The sequence below is a fragment of the Kaustia mangrovi genome, assembly GCF_015482775.1.
GTDB lineage: Bacteria > Pseudomonadota > Alphaproteobacteria > Rhizobiales > Im1 > Kaustia > Kaustia mangrovi.
In genome coordinates, this window is record NZ_CP058214.1 from 4,483,034 (window position 1) to 4,497,648 (window position 14,615).

The following is a 14,615-nucleotide window of genomic DNA, read 5'->3' on the forward strand; positions in this document are numbered from 1 at the left end:
CCAGTCGCCCCGTGGCACGCAGGAGGTGCAGCGACAAATGGGCTCCACTCTGACAATCGAGGTTTACTTGAGCGGCTTCACATCGGCAAGCATTGCGGTCTTCGTCGCCTGTTCGGGAGCGACGAGGCCGCGATAGACGGCAAGGATGTCGTCGGCCATGCGCTGGATGCTGAACCGATCGGCGACCCGTTCGGCGAGCCGGTCGGCAATCTGCCGTCCGCCGTCGGGATCGGACAGTGTGGCGTCGATGGCGTCTGAGAGGGCTGCGGCATTGTCGGGCGGCACCATCAGGGCTGAGAACTCGCCGGTCAGGATCTCCGGAATCCCCCCGACGCGCGACGCGATCAGCGGCACGCCGGCGCCGGCCGCCTCCAGGACGATATAGGGGAAGGACTCCGCCCGCGACGGCACGACGAGCAGCCGGCCGAGACCGAAGGCCTCGCGCGCCGGCAGCGCGCCGGCGAAGCGGACGCGCTCGTGAAGCTTCAACGTGTGCGCGAGCTCCCGGAAACGCGCCTCGTCCGGTCCCGCGCCGACGATGGTCGCCGTCGCGCCGGTCTCGCGCTTGAGGCCCGCCAGCGCACGGAGCAGCACGTCGACGCCCTTGAGCATGCGCAATTCGCCGACGAAGACGATGTCGGCGGCCTCGCCGGCCGGTCTCACCGGCTCCAGATCCGCCGGCCCGATGCCGTTATGGACGATACTTGCCGGAACGGGCGGGCGACCTACCTTGGCGATGAAGGCGTCGCGCTCGAAGGCGCATACGAAGATCAGCCGGTCGGTTCGCTTGAGGAGCAGGCGCTCGAGCGTCAGGAAGATCAGGCCGACCGGCGAGTTGCGGCCATAATGGAGGCTGCCGCCATGGGGCGTGTAGACGGCCTTCGCGCCGATACCGCGCGCGACGAGGCGCGCATAGGCCCCGCCCTTCGCGCCGTGGCCGTGCAGGATGGTCGCGCCGAGCCTGGCGCAGCGCTCGCGGATGGCCATCGCGGAGCGGATGTCAGACGGGCCGGGCAGGCGGCCCATGGGGATGCGGTAGACGCCGAGCGCGCAGACATGCTCGATGGTCTCGAGCGTCTCCGCGGAGGCCGCGTTGTCGCCGGGCGGCGCGCAGATGATGCCGACCTCGATGCCGCGCTCGGCCTGCGCGCGCGCAAGGTCGCAGACATGCCGGAAGAGTCCGCCGACCGGCGCGCGTAGGATGTGGACGGCACGGATCGGGGTCACCATGGCGCGTCTCCCGCGCCGGCACCGGGGGCGTGCGCCTGCGGGCGCGAAAGCTCAGAACCAGCGTTCGCGCACATAGACGATATCTCCGGGATAGATGGTGGCCGTCAGCGGCACCTTCGCCGTCACGTCGCCGGAGCGCGTGCGCCGGGTAACGATCACCTCGCCCTGATCGGCGCGCTCGCTGTAGCCGCCGCCGAGGGCAACCGCGTTCTGCACCGTCATGCCGGCGGCATAGGGGTAGCCGCCCGGGGTGCGGACCTCGCCGAGAATATAGAAGGGCCGGTAGTCGAGCACCTGCACCGACACGCTCGGATCGCGCAGATAGGTGCGCTTGAGGGCGGCGGCGATGCGCCGTTCGATCTCCGGCGTCGTCTGGCCGCCGACCGAGATCGTGCTGATCAGCGGCATGGATATCCGCCCGCTGCCGTCGACACGATACTCCCCGGTCAGCTCGGGCTGGTCGTAGACCTTGATGTCGAGGCGGTCTCCGGTGCCGACCGTATAGCCCGCGCGGTAGTTGGTCGCGCCGGGCAGGGCGACGGATGTGGGCTGCGCCGTGAGGCCCTCCGGCCCCAGCGGCTCCTGGGGAAGCCTGTCCTCCCACCCTTGCGCGCAGCCGGCCAGAGCCAGCGACAGGGCTGCCAGGGCAAGAATGACGCGTTTCGACACGATAGGAATCCCCATTTCCGGCGATGCGCTCGCCAATGACCTTTTGCGTAAACTAGCGCGTTATGGTTAACGAATGCCTTAATGGCACGATCCGCGGGCGTCTTGCGGGCACAGCCGGCTTCGCTTGCGGGTTGTGCTGTGCGATCATGCCTTAAGGGAATAGTTACCGCGATCCGGCAAGGCTTGCCGCGTGATGGCCGCATCGTGGCGGCGAGCTCGAACAGCGAGAAGTGCGACCGGGGTTTCGATGAACATGTCCACCAGATCCGACAGCGCCGTTCCGCTGGAGGCGCGGCCGCTGGCCCCGGCCGTCGATCTCATGGCGCTCGTCAGGGGAATGTGGCGGCGCAAGCTCCTGTGGTTCGTCATCGTCATTCTGGCGGTCGGTGCCGCGCTCGCCGTCCTCAAGCTCGCAACGCCACGTTACAGCGCCGGCACCATGGTGCTGATCGGCAGTGCGGATGCGGCGTTCGCCAACCTCAACTACGAGAGCACTCAGCCGCGCGCGGTCGATGAGCGGCAGGTCGCAAGCCAGGAGCAGGTGATCCGCTCGCGCGAGCTCGCCCTTCGGGTCGTGGACAGTCTGGGGCCGGATGCGCGCGCCGAGCTCGGCGCGGTGCCGGACGAACTGTCCCCCGTCAAGCAGGCCATGATCGATGCGGGCTTTGCCTCCGATCCGCGCAAGGTTCCCGAGGACCGGCGCGTCATGGAGGCCTATTACGAGGGCCTCACCGTCTATGCACTGCCGAACTCCAATGCGATTGCCATCCAGTTCACCGCGGCCGATCCGGAGCTTGCCGCGGCGGTGGCCAATGCGGTCGCGGACAATTACGTGACCTATACGCGCGATATCCAGCTCGAGATGACGGGCCAGGCGCGCGACTGGCTTGCCGGTCAGATCGAGGTCCTGCGCGCCCAGGTCTCGGAGTCGGAGAAGGCGGTGGAGACCTACCGCGCCGAGAACGGTCTCGTGCAGGGCAGCCGTGCCTCGCTCGACACAGAGTCCCTGACCGAGCTCAACAACCAGATCGTGCAGGCGGCGGCGACCAGCGCTGAGGCGCGCGCGCGGGCGGATGCCATCCGCGACTTGTTGCGCAGCCGGGGCACGGTCGATGCCTCGCTGGAGGTTCTGAACTCCAACTTGATCCAGCGCCTGACGGAACAGCAGGTGACGCTCAAGGCGCAGCTTGCCGACCTGTCCACGACCTATCTGCCGTCGCATCCGAGGATCGAGGCGATCGAGCGCGAGATCGGCGATCTCGACCGGCAGATCCGCTCCGAGGCGCTCAAGATCGCCGACGGGCTGGAACAGCAGGCGAGGATCGCGGCGGCACGCGAGGCCTCGCTGCGCAACAGCCTGGAAGAGCTCAAGGCGGATGCCTCGTCCAACAGCCTGCAGGAGGTGGAGCTGCGGGCGTTGGAACGCGAGGCGGAGGCCGACCGCACGCTGTTGCAGAACATGCTGACGCGCTATGGCGATGCCAGCACGCGCGAGGGCGCCAACGCGCAGCCCGCGCTCGCCCGCGTGATCTCGCACGCCGAGCCGCCGCTCGATCCGTCCTTCCCGCGCCCGGTGCCGCTTTTGGGGCTGGCGCTTGCGGGCGGCGCGATGGTCGGGCTGGTTCTCGTCTTCCTCCTGGAGGTGTTCTCGCCTTCGCGCGTGGGGCGGCCGGCCCCGGCGGGACGCCGGACACTCCCAAGGGCACGGGGCGGTCGAAACCTGCCGACAAGGCCCATGCCGCGCCGGACGAGACGAGCCCGGGCGACGAGGCGCCGTCCGCGGCCCGGGCACAGGAGGAGGGCCGCCGCGAGCCGATGCTCGTGGCTGGCGGAAACGACGGAACCGTCGCCCGGTCAGGCGGCTACGATCTGCTCGCGACCGGTGGCGAGCCGGTCGAGGCGCGCGGGGACATCCTGCTTGCCCATGCGCGCGATTGGGGGTGGCCTCCGCGGTGCGCCGGATCCTCGTGACCGGGGCGCCGGAGACGGTGACGGAGATCTCCTCTGCTGCCCTGGTACTGGCCCGCGCGATGGCGCGGCAGGGCGCGAAATGTGTCCTGATCGATGCCGACATGCGCAATCCGAACGGCCTGCGGGGCGGACGCGACGAGGGGCAGCCGGGACTGTCGGATCTTCTGACGGGTGCGGCCTCCTTCTCCGACTGCATGGGCCGCGACGCGGAGACCGGCCTGCATATGCTGGCCAGCGGGCGGATGCTGCGCGACGCGCATCCGCTGCTCTCCTCCAGGCGGGTGGAGATCGTTCTCGATACGCTCGACGAGGCCTATGACGTGGTTCTCGTCAAGGCCGGCCCGCTCGGCCAACCCTTCTCCGGCGCGGGGCTCGCCGACAAGTGCCAGGCCGTGATCGTGCTCGTCCCCGACACGGTCGGCGAGGCCATGATGACGATGCTCGCCCAGTCGCTGCGCAGGCAGGGCGTGGCCCATGTCGCCTTCGCGCCCGTCACGCTCGAGGCGAAAGGCGGGCGGATGCGGGGCACCGCCGCCTGATACGACCTACCCGGACATGATCCTTGCGCGCATGCGCCGAACTTTCTTGAGCAACGCCCACAAGGCCGGAGCCCCCTTGATCCGGCGCTTGAGCGCGATTCGGGTGCTGAAGGTCGCGGCAACCGGGACGCCGCGCCAGGACAGCGCGCGCACGGCGGTATGAAGCGGGATCTCCTCGTCGGTGAACGCGGCCTTGTAATCGCTCCACCCCGGCGCGAGATCGAACAGGGTGAGGCCGCGCTCGGTGCAGGCCGCCACCGTGTGCCGCAGCACGCTGTCGCCCGGCGACAGGCGGCGCAGCGGTCCGTCCGTCATCGCCAGCACCAGCGCGTAATAGGTCCCGTCGTGGATGCCGCCGAGCGCTGTCGCCACGACTTCGTCGTCGATGCGGACGCGATAGGGCGCAAGCGGGGAAGGCGGCTCGACCAGCCGGTGGAAGAAGCCCTTCACCGCACTGTCGAAGGGCGCGCCGATGCCGAGCTCGCGCAGTCTCGCCTCCTGCTGGGCGAACATCGCGTCGAGGACCGCATGGGCTTCCTCCGTCGTCTCCGGCAGGCCGAAGGAGAAGGTGCCCGCCGCCTTGAGCTTGTGGTCGCGCTTGCGGGCTGCGCGCCTCGACCCGCCCGAGCGCCGGCCGTCGACATTGTCCGTCTCGCCGCCAGCGAGATGGAGGATGTAGGTCGCATTCGCGCCGGGCGCGGTGAACAGGAAGGCGAGGGGATGGGGAACGCCCCGCCATTCGGGCGGCATGGCATCGAGGTGGAGAATGTCCGCGCGCGGAAGGGCGGCCCGGATCTCTGGCCAGAAGGTCTTCAGCGTCCCGCCGTGCTGCTCGAGGAAGAGTGTGTCGTAAAGGCCGAAACCGTAATTGAGATGCGGCGCGCTCAGCCACTCGACGATGCGCAACCCGGCTCGCCGGCGCAGGCCGAAGGGGATGAGGAAGGCCAGGGTTCCGTCGGCCTTGCGGCCAGTGACGATAAGGGGGGTCGTGTCGCGCGTCCTGCCGACCGTCTCGTGCCATGCCGCGCACCAGTCGAGGGTCTGGAACAGGGTGCCGGCCGCCTTGCTCGCGAAGGCGCGCCAGTCTCCGGCAATCTCCGGGATCGTGTCGTGCACTGCGATCGCAACCGGCGGGGGCGAGGCTTCGGTTTCGCTAAGGGCGTCCATCTGGCAATTCCACAGATACGCGAAATACTCTACGTTGTATCGGCCCGCTCCATCGGACCCGCGACAGGGCACGACGACTGTGCCGTCATCGGACATCCCCGTTCAGCTCACGGATCGCCATGCAGGAACCACGCCTAATTCGCTTCGGCCTCCACGCTCTGGGGGCGACGGGCCTCGCGCGCGTGCTGGCGCCCGCATTCCGGGGGCTGGGCGCCATCTTTATGCTGCATCATATCGAGCCGGGGGCCGACGGCACCGCGGCCTTCGCGCCCAATGCGGGACTTGAGATCACCCCGGAGTTCCTCGACGCGGCCATCGGCCATGTCCGCGCGCGCGGCTACGACATCGTGTCCCTCGATGAGGCAGTCCGGCGCGTCGCGGCAGGCGGGTCCGGGCGGCCCTTCGCCGTATTTACCATCGACGACGGCTATCGCGACAATGCCGAGTTCGCCCTGCCGGTCTTCCGCAAGCACGATTGCCCGTTCACCATCTTCGTGTGCACGGGCCTGATCGACGGCACGCTGGAGATGTGGTGGCGGGTGCTGGAGGAGGCGATTGCCGGCGCGGACGAGGTGACCGCGACGTTGGACGACGGGACCGTCACCCTGCCGGCGCGCGATGCTGCGGAAAAGCGTGCGGCCTTCGCCCGCCTCTACTGGCCCGTGCGCCATATGGAGGAGCATGCCCAGCGCGACTGGATCCGCGCCTTCGCCGGGGCGCGCGGCATCGACATCGGCGAACGCTGCCGGGCCGTGGCCATGAGCTGGGAAGAGGTGGCGGAGATCGCCCGCGATCCCTTGTGCACCATCGGCGCGCATACGGTGAACCACTTCGCGCTCGCCAAGCTCTCCCGCGAGGAGGCGGGCGCGGAGGTCATGCGCTCGGCAGAGAGGCTCGAGGCGGCGACCGGCGAGCGGCCGCGCCTTTTCGCCTACCCTTATGGCGACGAGGGGTCGGCCGGCGAGCGCGACTTCGCGCTTCTGGAGGAGCTGGGTTTCGAGGCCGCGGTCACGACCCGCAAGGGCGTCGTCGGCCGGGGCGATGCGCGCCGGCTTACCGCCCTGCCGCGGGTGTCGCTCAACGGGCTCTATCAGGACCTCGTCTCGCTCGATGCGCTGATGAGCGGCGTGCCATTCGCCGCATGGAACGCGGCCCGGACGCTCAAGGGGCTCGGTCGGGGTCGGGCCGCTGCATCCACCAGATGATGAGCATGGCCGGCAGCACCCAGGCGAGGCCCGCGACCACGTAATAGAGAAGCTGCGCCAGGCTGCCGGCGGTCGCGAAATGGGTCGCCCCCACCACCATGGCGGTGAGGCAGTAGACGGTCAGGAAGCCGACCATGGCGATGGCGCCGATGAGCTTGCGCAGACGCTGTGGCATGCGGAACATGGGTGCTCTGTAACAGCCTGGTTGCGAGAAACCGGATTATCGCCGCTGTCATACACCGAACGGGCACGCCAGTCGAACGCAGCCGGAGGCTCCCTTGCGCGACCTCATGCCGCGCGCATGCCGGCGTGGCTTGCCGTCCGCCACGCTCGGGGGTATCTGCATGGGACATGGCGGAGGCGACGGCTCACAGGGACATGCGCGATACGGGCGACACGGCGAGCGAGCGCCAGCGGCGCGCGCGGCCCTTCGTGGCGGCGTGGCTGATCGCCATTGCCGGGCTGATCCTGGCGATGGTCGTGGTCGGCGGCGCGACGCGGCTGACGGATTCGGGACTGTCGATCACCGAATGGCAGCCGCTCCTGGGCGCCATCCCGCCGCTCTCCGAGACCGCCTGGCACGATGCCTTCGAGAAATACCGCCAGATCCCGCAATACCGGATTCTCAACAAGGGCATGAGCCTCGAGGAGTTCCAGTTCATCTACTGGTGGGAATGGGCGCACCGGTTTCTCGGGCGCTTCGTGGGGCTCGCCTTCTTCGTGCCCTTCGTCTTCTTCCTGTCGACGGGCCGTCTGGAGCGCCGCTTCGTGCCGCATCTCGCCGCGCTCTTCGTCCTCGGCGGGCTGCAGGGCGCGCTCGGCTGGTTCATGGTGATGAGCGGGCTTACCGAGCGCACCTCGGTCAGCCAGTACCGGCTCGCCGCCCATATGGGGCTCGCCGTGGCGCTGTTCGGCTATGTCTGGTGGATGGCGCTCCAGATCGGCCGGGAGGCGAGAGGCGCGCTGGCCGGAAACGCGACCGCGCGGCGTGCGGTCCTGCTCGCCGGCGCGATCTACCTTCAGGTCATTCTCGGCGCCTTCGTTGCCGGGCTCGACGCCGGCATGGGCTACAACACCTGGCCGCTGATGGACGGCGCCCTGGTGCCCGGCGGGCTGTTCGTCATGTCGCCCTGGTGGATCAACCTGTTCGAGAACGCGATGACGGTCCAGTTCGACCACCGCGTCCTCGCCTACCTCATCGCCGCCCTCGCGCTCGTGCACTGGGGTCTGTCCGGCCGCGAGGGCAGGGGAGCAGGTGGCGCCGCGGCAATCCTGCTCATCGTGCTTGCCCAGGCCGGGCTCGGCATCTGGACGCTTCTGGCGCAGGTGCCGCTCGCGCTCGGCCTCCTGCACCAGGCCGGCGCCATGGTGCTGTTTGCCGCCGCGCTGTGGCACGTGCACACGGTCTCCGGCGCCAGGCCATGACCGTTTCGGGACCGTCCGCGTCCCGACTGCTGTCTTGCCGCACAAGAAAGGCCGCGCCCCTCGGGGGAGCGCGGCCTGCATATTGGGCCATGTTCCGCCCTACTGGGCGAGCGCCTGGTCGAGATCGGCGATGATGTCGTCGGCAGTCTCGATGCCGACCGACAGCCTGATCACGTCCGGCCCCGCGCCCGCGGCGGTCTGGTCGGCCTCGGAAAGCTGGCGGTGGGTCGTGGAGGCGGGGTGGATGATGAGCGAGCGCGTGTCGCCGATATTGGCGAGATGGCTGAACAGCTCGACATTGCTCACGAGCTTCACACCCGCCTCATAGCCGCCCTTGAGGCCGAAGGTCAGCACCGCGCCGGCGCCCTTGGGCGCGTATTTCTTCTGGAGCGCGTGATAGGGGTCGCCCTCAAGCCCCGCATAGGACACCCAGCTCACCTTGTCGTGGCCGGACAGCCACTTCGCGACCGCCAGCGCGTTGTCGCAATGGCGCTGCATGCGAAGCGAAAGCGTCTCCATGCCGGTGAGGATCATGAAGGCGTTGAACGGCGCCATGCAGGGGCCGAGATCGCGCAGACCCAGAACGCGGCAGGCGATGGCGAAAGCGATGTTGCCGAAGGTCTCGTAGAGCTTCAGCCCGTGATAGCTCTCGCACGGCTCCGTCAGGGTGGGGTACTTGCCGTCCTTGCCCCAGTCGAAACTGCCCGCATCGACGATCACGCCGCCCATGGAGTTGCCGTGGCCGCCCATGAACTTGGTGAGCGAATGCACCACGATGTCGGCGCCGTGCTCGATGGGCCGGCAGAGATAGGGGGTGGCCAGCGTGTTGTCGACGATCAGCGGGATGCCGGCCTTGCGTGCGATCCGCGAGACCGCCTCCAGATCCGTGATCCGGCCGCCGGGATTGGCGATGGACTCGCAGAAGATCGCCTTGGTCTTCGGCGTTATGGCCGCCTCGATGGACGAGATGTCGTCGGAATCCGCCCATTTCACCGTCCAGTCGAACTTGGCGAAGGACTGGCTGAACTGGTTCATCGAGCCGCCATAGAGCTGGCGGGTCGCGATGAACTCGTCGCCGGGCTCGAGCAACGTGTGGAAGACGAGCAGCTGGGCGCCGTGGCCGGATGCGGTGGCGAGCGCCGCCGTGCCGCCTTCCAGCGCGGCGACCTTCTCCTCCAGCACCGCGTTGGTCGGGTTCATGATCCGGGTGTAGATATTCCCGAATGTCTCCAGATTGAACAGCGCTGCCGCGTGGTCGACATCCTCGAAGACATAGGCCGTCGTCTGGTAGATGGGCGTGGCGCGCGCGCCGGTCGCCGGGTCCGGCTGGGCGCCGGCGTGGATTGCCAGTGTATCGAAACCGGGCTTTGCGTCTGTACTCATCGGCAGCCTCCCGCTGTGATCAAGTGTTCTCGTGCGGCGGCTGTTCTAGCCCGGATTTCCTGTCATGACCACGGGGAATGAGGCGAGGGGGCGGCGCTATTCGGCGGGCTTTTCGCGGCGTGCGGCGATGGCGAGGCTCTGGACGCGGCGGCCGGAGAGCGTTCCCCGCTTGTTGGAGATGCGCCCCGAATTGGCGCCCACCCAGCCCCATTCGCCGCACAGCTTGGCGTACTCCATCTTGGGGCAGCGGTTCATGACGACCTTGAGCCCGGCGTCCTCCGCGCGCGCGGCCGCCTCGTCATTGCGAACCGAAAGCTGCATCCAGACGACTTTCGGCTTCGGCTCGAGCGCGAGCGCCTCGTCGACGATCGTCCCGGCGGCGTCGGAATTGCGGAAGATGTCCACCATGTCGACGGGGCCGGCAATGTCGCCGAGGCTCGCATGGACGGTGCGGCCGAGGATTTCCTGTCCCGCCTTGCCGGGATTGACCGGCACGACGTCGTAGCCCTTCTCCAGAAGGTATTTCAGCACGAAATAGGACGGCCGCACCGGGTTGTCGCTCGCCCCGACAAGCGCAATGCGCTTGACCGAGGAGAGGATGTCCCGGAGATAGTCCTCGCTGTAATTATCGTGATCCATCAGGCACTTTGTCCGATAACCGGAATCGATGTCTCAGGGGCTCTCGGCGTGTGCGCGCCGCCTCACCGGTCTTCCCAGTTGGGCGGCCGCTTCTCCAGAAAGGCGCCGATGCCTTCCTCCGCATCGCGGATGAGCATGTTCTCCACCATGACGCGGGAGGCATAGGCATAGGCGTCCTCCAGCGGCATCTCGAGCTGACGGTAGAAGGCCTCCTTGCCGGTCGCCACAGTGGCCATGGATTTCGACGCCACGGTCCGCGCCAATGCCATCGTGGCCTCCGTGAGCCCGTCATCGGGCACGACCCGATTGACGAGGCCCATGCGCATCGCCTCGTCCGCCGCCATCATCTCGCCGGTCAGCAGCATCTCCATGGCATGCTTGCGCGCGACATTGCGCGACAGCGCCACCATGGGGGTCGAGCAGAACAGGCCGATATTGACACCCGGCGTGCAGAAGCGGGCGCCCGCACCGGCCACGGCGAGGTCGCAGCTCGCCACGAGCTGGCAGCCCGCCGCGCTCGCCACGCCCTGAACCTCTGCGATGACCGGCTTGCGACAGTGGACCACAGCCTGCATCATCGCCGAGCAGCGCTCCATGAGCCATGCGAAATAGGCCCGTCCCCGGTCGGCATCGCCGCGATGGGCGGTGACCTCCTTGAGGTCGTGGCCTGCGGAGAAGGCGGGCCCGTTCGCCGCGATCACGACCACGCGAACCGCAGGCGAGGCCCCCGCCTCCGCAACGGCGTCGTGAAGCGCGGAGATGAGCGCTTCCGACAATCCGTTGCGTGCCGCGGGCCGGTTGAGCGTCAGCCTGAGGATTCCGCCCTCGTGCTCCTGCAGGAGCACGGGCTCGTCCGCGGCGCGGGTCTCTGCCTGTGCGGTCGTGGCGGTCATGGCTTCGCTCTCCCGGCGGTGGCGTCCGTCCTCAGTTCTGCGGCTTCTGCTGGGCCTTCGGCGTATAGAGGCTGTCCATCGCCGTCTTGTACTTCGCATCGGACTGCAGCGCCTTGAGAACCTCCATGTTGTTCTCCGACGGAATGATCCCCTTTAACATGGTGATCATCTGCTGCTTCACCGAATCGGGGATCGACTTGTCGTTCTCCACCTCGGCGAGCGACTTGCGGGCATCCGCCAGATTGTCGTCCTGGGCCGCGCCATAGGCAAACCCGACGCTCTGGATCGTGCGGCTCCACAGGTCGGGATCGTCGTAGCCGTGCTCTGCCAGGATATCCAGAATGCCCCGGCCGGTCTCGGAGTCCTTGAGCTGGTCGGCGGTGACCTTCTTGCCGCCGAACGGATCGTCTCCGTATTTCTCGCGCACGGCCAGGAAGGCGTCGATGGCGCTCTTGGCGCCGTCCGCGGTGAGCTTCACCTGCTGGAACTGCGGCCGGGCCTGCTGGGCGCCGGCCTGCGGTGCGGACTGGGCGAGGGCCGGGCTTGCCGGCGCGCCGGCCCACAGGGTAAGGCTCGCGAGCGCTGCGAAGAGAAAGCGTAGGCGCATGGGGGAGGGATCCTTCATATATGCTTGGTCAGTGTGGTCCTTATCCGAGCCCGCGAGGATAGGCGAGGATAGGCTGTCTGCAAACGGGTAAAGGGAACGGTGGCGCGATGAGTGACAGGAAAACGGGCCTGAAATGGGGCGCGGACGAAATTCTGGCCTTCCTGGAACGCGACTTTCCGCAGGTCTTCCGCAACGGCCAGTCCTACGCGATCGAGCGGCTGGAGCCCAAGGGGGTGAGCGTGAGGCTGATCGCGGGCGAGGCCCAGCTCAGGCCCGGCGGCACGGTGTCGGGCCCGACCATGATGGAGCTCGTCGATCTCGCCATGTACATGATGCTGCTCGCGCGGCACGGCGATGCGGCACGCCTGTGCGTGACCACGAACTTCTCCATCTCCTTCCTGCGCAAGCCGCCGCCAGGCGATATCGTCGTCGATCTGGAGCTCATCAAGCACGGGCGCGCGCTGTCGGTGGGCGATGCGCGGGTCCACGCCGCCGGCCGCGAGATGCTCGTCGCCCATGGGGAATGCACCTACCACATGGTTTCCGACAGCGCCACACAATCGAGGTAATATAATACCTTAATTGTAACAGCTTGATATTCGGCGGAAAAATCGTCCCATTGATTGTTGACGATGCGACGGGCTTGGAGTAGAAGGCTGTCGACTTCCGGCCCGCCATCGCCGGCGGGCGTCCGGCCCGGTGCCGTGACACGTCCGGATATCGAAGAATACAGATCCTCACGAACGAGGCAGTAAAGATGCGAACCTACTCTGCGAAACCCGCGGAGATCGATAAGAAGTGGGTCCTGATCGACGCCGAAGGCCTTGTTGTGGGCCGTCTCGCCGCGCTGATCGCCACGCGCCTTCGCGGCAAGCACAAGGCGCAGTACACTCCTCATATCGATTGCGGGGACAATGTGATCGTCGTGAACGCCGACAAGGTGGTGTTCACCGGCAACAAGCGCAACGACAAGCCCTATTACTGGCACACCGGCTATCCCGGCGGGATCCGCGAGCGCAAGGCGCACCAGATCCTCGACGGCCGCTATCCCGACCGTGTCCTGCGCCTTGCGGTGCAGCGCATGCTGCCGGGCGGGCCGCTGAGCCGCAAGCAGCTCAAGAACCTCCGCATCTATGCCGGTACGGAGCATCCGCATGAGGCGCAGCAGCCGGAGACGCTGGATGTCGCCGCGCTCAATGCGAAGAATGTGAAGAGAGGCCACTACTAATGGCTGAGCAAGAGACCACGACGACGCTCGAGAATCTCGGGGACGCAATAGGCATGGACCCGGCCGCCGCGGCCGAGGTCGTGCGCGAGCCGAAGATCGACGAGCATGGCCGCGCCTATGCCACGGGCCGGCGCAAGAACGCGGTGGCTCGCGTGTGGATCAAGCCGGGGCCGGGCAAGGTCACCGTCAACGGCAAGGACGTGGAGGCCTATTTCGCCCGTCCGGTGCTGCGCATGATCCTGGAGCAGCCGCTGGTGGCGGCCGGCCGCAAGGACCAGTACGACGTCATCTGCACGGTGACCGGCGGCGGGCTGTCGGGCCAGGCGGGCGCCGTGCGCCACGGCCTGTCCCGCGCGCTCACCAATTTCGAGCCGGAGCTCCGGGGCGTCCTCAAGCCGGATGGCTTCCTGACCCGCGATGCGCGCGTCGTGGAGCGCAAGAAGTACGGCCGCCGCAAGGCCCGCCGCAGCTTCCAGTTCTCCAAGCGCTGACGCCCGGGCTTGCACCACAGCAGCTTTTGGCACGAAGGGCCGGCGCCAGCGCCGGCCCTTTTCTTTTGCGAAACCGCAAGAGACACTTCGCCCAACCGATTCAAGAGACGGGAACAATCGCCATGTCGAGCATCAAGATCGCAGTCATCGGGGCCTCCGGCTATACGGGGGCGGACCTCGTCCGCCTGGCCGTGCGCCATCCCGATATCGAGATCGCCGCGCTGACGGCGAACACCCATGCCGGCAAGCCCGTGGCGGAAGTCTTCCCCCATCTGGCGGGCCTCGACCTTCCCGACCTGGTGAGGAACGAGGATGTCGACTGGTCGGGCATCGACGCGGCCTTCTGCGGCCTGCCGCACGGCACGAGCCAGGAGGTGATCGCGACGCTGCCCGAGCACATCAGGATCATCGACATGTCCGCCGATTTCCGCCTGCGCGACACGCAGACCTACGCGCAATGGTACGGCCACGAGCACCTCGCGCCGGAGCTTCAGAAGACGGCGGTCTACGGCCTGACCGAGCTCTATCGCGAGGCGATCGCCGATGCGCGGCTCGTCGCCTGTCCGGGCTGCTATCCGACCGCGGTCCTGCTGCTGCTCGCGCCGCTGGTGAAGGCCGGCGTGCTGGTCGCCGACGATTTGGTGATCGACGCGAAGTCGGGCGTGTCCGGCGCCGGCCGGAGCCTCAAGCAGAACATCCTGTTCTGCGAGGCGGGGGAGGGCCTGAGCCCCTACGCCATCGGCACCCACCGCCATGCCCCGGAGATCGAGCAGGAGCTCTCGCTCGCCGCCGGCCGCCCGCTCGTCACCACCTTCACGCCGCATCTGGCGCCGATGAGCCGCGGCGAACTCATCACCGCCTATGCCCGCATCGCCGACGGCGCGTCGGTGGAGGCGGTCCGCGCCGTGCTGGAGGAGGCCTATGCGGCGGAGCCCTTCGTGCATCTCATGGCCTCCGGCACGACGCCGGCGACACAGCATGTGCGCGGCTCCAACCATTGCCGGCTCGCTGTCTTCGAAGGCCGGGTGCCGGGCCGGGTGATCCTGATCTCCACGCTCGACAATCTGGTCAAGGGATCGAGCGGCCAGGCGATCCAGAACTTCAACGTGATGTTCGGACTGGCCGAGATTGCGGGGCTGGAACAGCTCGCCCTGTTCCCGTGAGGCAG

16 protein-coding genes are annotated in these 14,615 nt (G+C 67.8%); 8 read left to right on the top strand and 8 right to left on the bottom strand.

Going from position 1 to position 14,615, the window contains the following annotated elements; all coding sequences use genetic code 11:
- Window positions 1-63: 63 nt before the first annotated feature.
- Entirely contained in the window at window positions 64-1,230 is a 1,167-nt protein-coding gene (locus HW532_RS21145; RefSeq protein WP_246479340.1) for a glycosyltransferase family 4 protein, read from the bottom strand.
- Window positions 1,231-1,281: 51 nt separating this feature from the next.
- Entirely contained in the window at window positions 1,282-1,899 is a 618-nt protein-coding gene (locus tag HW532_RS21150) for a polysaccharide biosynthesis/export family protein (RefSeq protein WP_213162350.1), read from the bottom strand.
- A 253-nt stretch (window positions 1,900-2,152) separates the two neighbouring features.
- On the opposite strand from HW532_RS21150, the gene HW532_RS21155 reads away from it, so the two are divergent.
- Window positions 2,153-4,189, top strand: coding sequence for a GumC family protein (locus tag HW532_RS21155; RefSeq protein ID WP_213162351.1), 2,037 nt, complete (start codon window positions 2,153-2,155; stop codon window positions 4,187-4,189).
- Window positions 4,095-4,409 (top strand): P-loop NTPase family protein, encoded by a 315-nt coding sequence (locus tag HW532_RS21160; protein WP_213162352.1) that lies wholly within the window; start codon window positions 4,095-4,097, stop codon window positions 4,407-4,409. The genes HW532_RS21155 and HW532_RS21160 overlap by 95 nt, the downstream gene beginning before the upstream one ends.
- A 6-nt stretch (window positions 4,410-4,415) precedes the next feature.
- On the opposite strand, the gene HW532_RS21165 is transcribed toward HW532_RS21160, so the two are convergent.
- Window positions 4,416-5,576 carry a GNAT family N-acetyltransferase gene (locus HW532_RS21165; RefSeq protein ID WP_213162353.1) on the bottom strand — a complete coding sequence of 387 codons (1,161 nt, stop codon included), beginning with the start codon at window positions 5,574-5,576 and terminating at the stop codon, window positions 4,416-4,418.
- Window positions 5,577-5,695: 119 nt separating this feature from the next.
- Here HW532_RS21165 and HW532_RS21170 point away from each other — a divergent pair, with 119 nt between their 5' ends.
- Window positions 5,696-6,781: a polysaccharide deacetylase family protein gene (locus tag HW532_RS21170; RefSeq protein ID WP_213162354.1), complete on the top strand. Its 1,086-nt coding sequence runs from the start codon at window positions 5,696-5,698 to the stop codon at window positions 6,779-6,781.
- On the opposite strand, the gene HW532_RS21175 is transcribed toward HW532_RS21170, so the two are convergent.
- A complete protein-coding gene (locus HW532_RS21175) occupies window positions 6,738-6,965 on the bottom strand; it encodes a DUF2842 domain-containing protein (protein WP_343068638.1) in 228 nt (75 codons plus the stop codon). The genes HW532_RS21170 and HW532_RS21175 overlap by 44 nt on opposite strands.
- A gap of 167 nt (window positions 6,966-7,132) precedes the next feature.
- On the opposite strand from HW532_RS21175, the gene HW532_RS21180 reads away from it, so the two are divergent.
- The gene (locus tag HW532_RS21180; protein WP_246479341.1) at window positions 7,133-8,206 is read left to right on the top strand and encodes a COX15/CtaA family protein; all 1,074 of its coding nucleotides are present in this window, start codon (window positions 7,133-7,135) and stop codon (window positions 8,204-8,206) included.
- A 99-nt stretch (window positions 8,207-8,305) separates the two neighbouring features.
- Here HW532_RS21180 and HW532_RS21185 read toward each other — a convergent pair whose 3' ends face one another.
- From HW532_RS21185 to HW532_RS21200, 4 genes are all read right to left on the bottom strand, one after another.
- On the bottom strand, window positions 8,306-9,589 hold the full coding sequence (locus HW532_RS21185) for an O-acetylhomoserine aminocarboxypropyltransferase (protein ID WP_213162355.1): 1,284 nt from the start codon (window positions 9,587-9,589) through the stop codon (window positions 8,306-8,308).
- 96 nt (window positions 9,590-9,685) lie between these two features.
- A complete protein-coding gene (locus HW532_RS21190) occupies window positions 9,686-10,228 on the bottom strand; it encodes a CoA-binding protein (RefSeq protein WP_213162356.1) in 543 nt (180 codons plus the stop codon).
- A gap of 62 nt (window positions 10,229-10,290) precedes the next feature.
- Window positions 10,291-11,121, bottom strand: coding sequence for an enoyl-CoA hydratase (locus HW532_RS21195; RefSeq protein WP_213162357.1), 831 nt, complete (start codon window positions 11,119-11,121; stop codon window positions 10,291-10,293).
- A 31-nt stretch (window positions 11,122-11,152) separates the two neighbouring features.
- Window positions 11,153-11,728, bottom strand: coding sequence for a hypothetical protein (locus HW532_RS21200; protein ID WP_213162358.1), 576 nt, complete (start codon window positions 11,726-11,728; stop codon window positions 11,153-11,155).
- A gap of 107 nt (window positions 11,729-11,835) precedes the next feature.
- Between HW532_RS21200 and HW532_RS21205 the strand changes: the two genes are divergently transcribed.
- The 4 genes from HW532_RS21205 to argC all read left to right on the top strand — a co-directional run bounded on the left by HW532_RS21205 (window position 11,836) and on the right by argC (window position 14,610).
- On the top strand, window positions 11,836-12,297 hold the full coding sequence (locus tag HW532_RS21205; RefSeq protein ID WP_246479342.1) for a PaaI family thioesterase: 462 nt from the start codon (window positions 11,836-11,838) through the stop codon (window positions 12,295-12,297).
- A gap of 188 nt (window positions 12,298-12,485) precedes the next feature.
- Window positions 12,486-12,956 carry a 50S ribosomal protein L13 gene (gene rplM / locus HW532_RS21210; protein WP_213162359.1) on the top strand — a complete coding sequence of 157 codons (471 nt, stop codon included), beginning with the start codon at window positions 12,486-12,488 and terminating at the stop codon, window positions 12,954-12,956.
- 53 nt (window positions 12,957-13,009) lie between these two features.
- The gene (rpsI, locus tag HW532_RS21215; protein ID WP_213164683.1) at window positions 13,010-13,447 is read left to right on the top strand and encodes a 30S ribosomal protein S9; all 438 of its coding nucleotides are present in this window, start codon (window positions 13,010-13,012) and stop codon (window positions 13,445-13,447) included.
- Window positions 13,448-13,569: 122 nt separating this feature from the next.
- Window positions 13,570-14,610 (top strand): N-acetyl-gamma-glutamyl-phosphate reductase, encoded by a 1,041-nt coding sequence (gene argC, locus HW532_RS21220; RefSeq protein WP_213162360.1) that lies wholly within the window; start codon window positions 13,570-13,572, stop codon window positions 14,608-14,610.
- The last annotated feature ends 5 nt before the right edge of the window (window positions 14,611-14,615 follow it).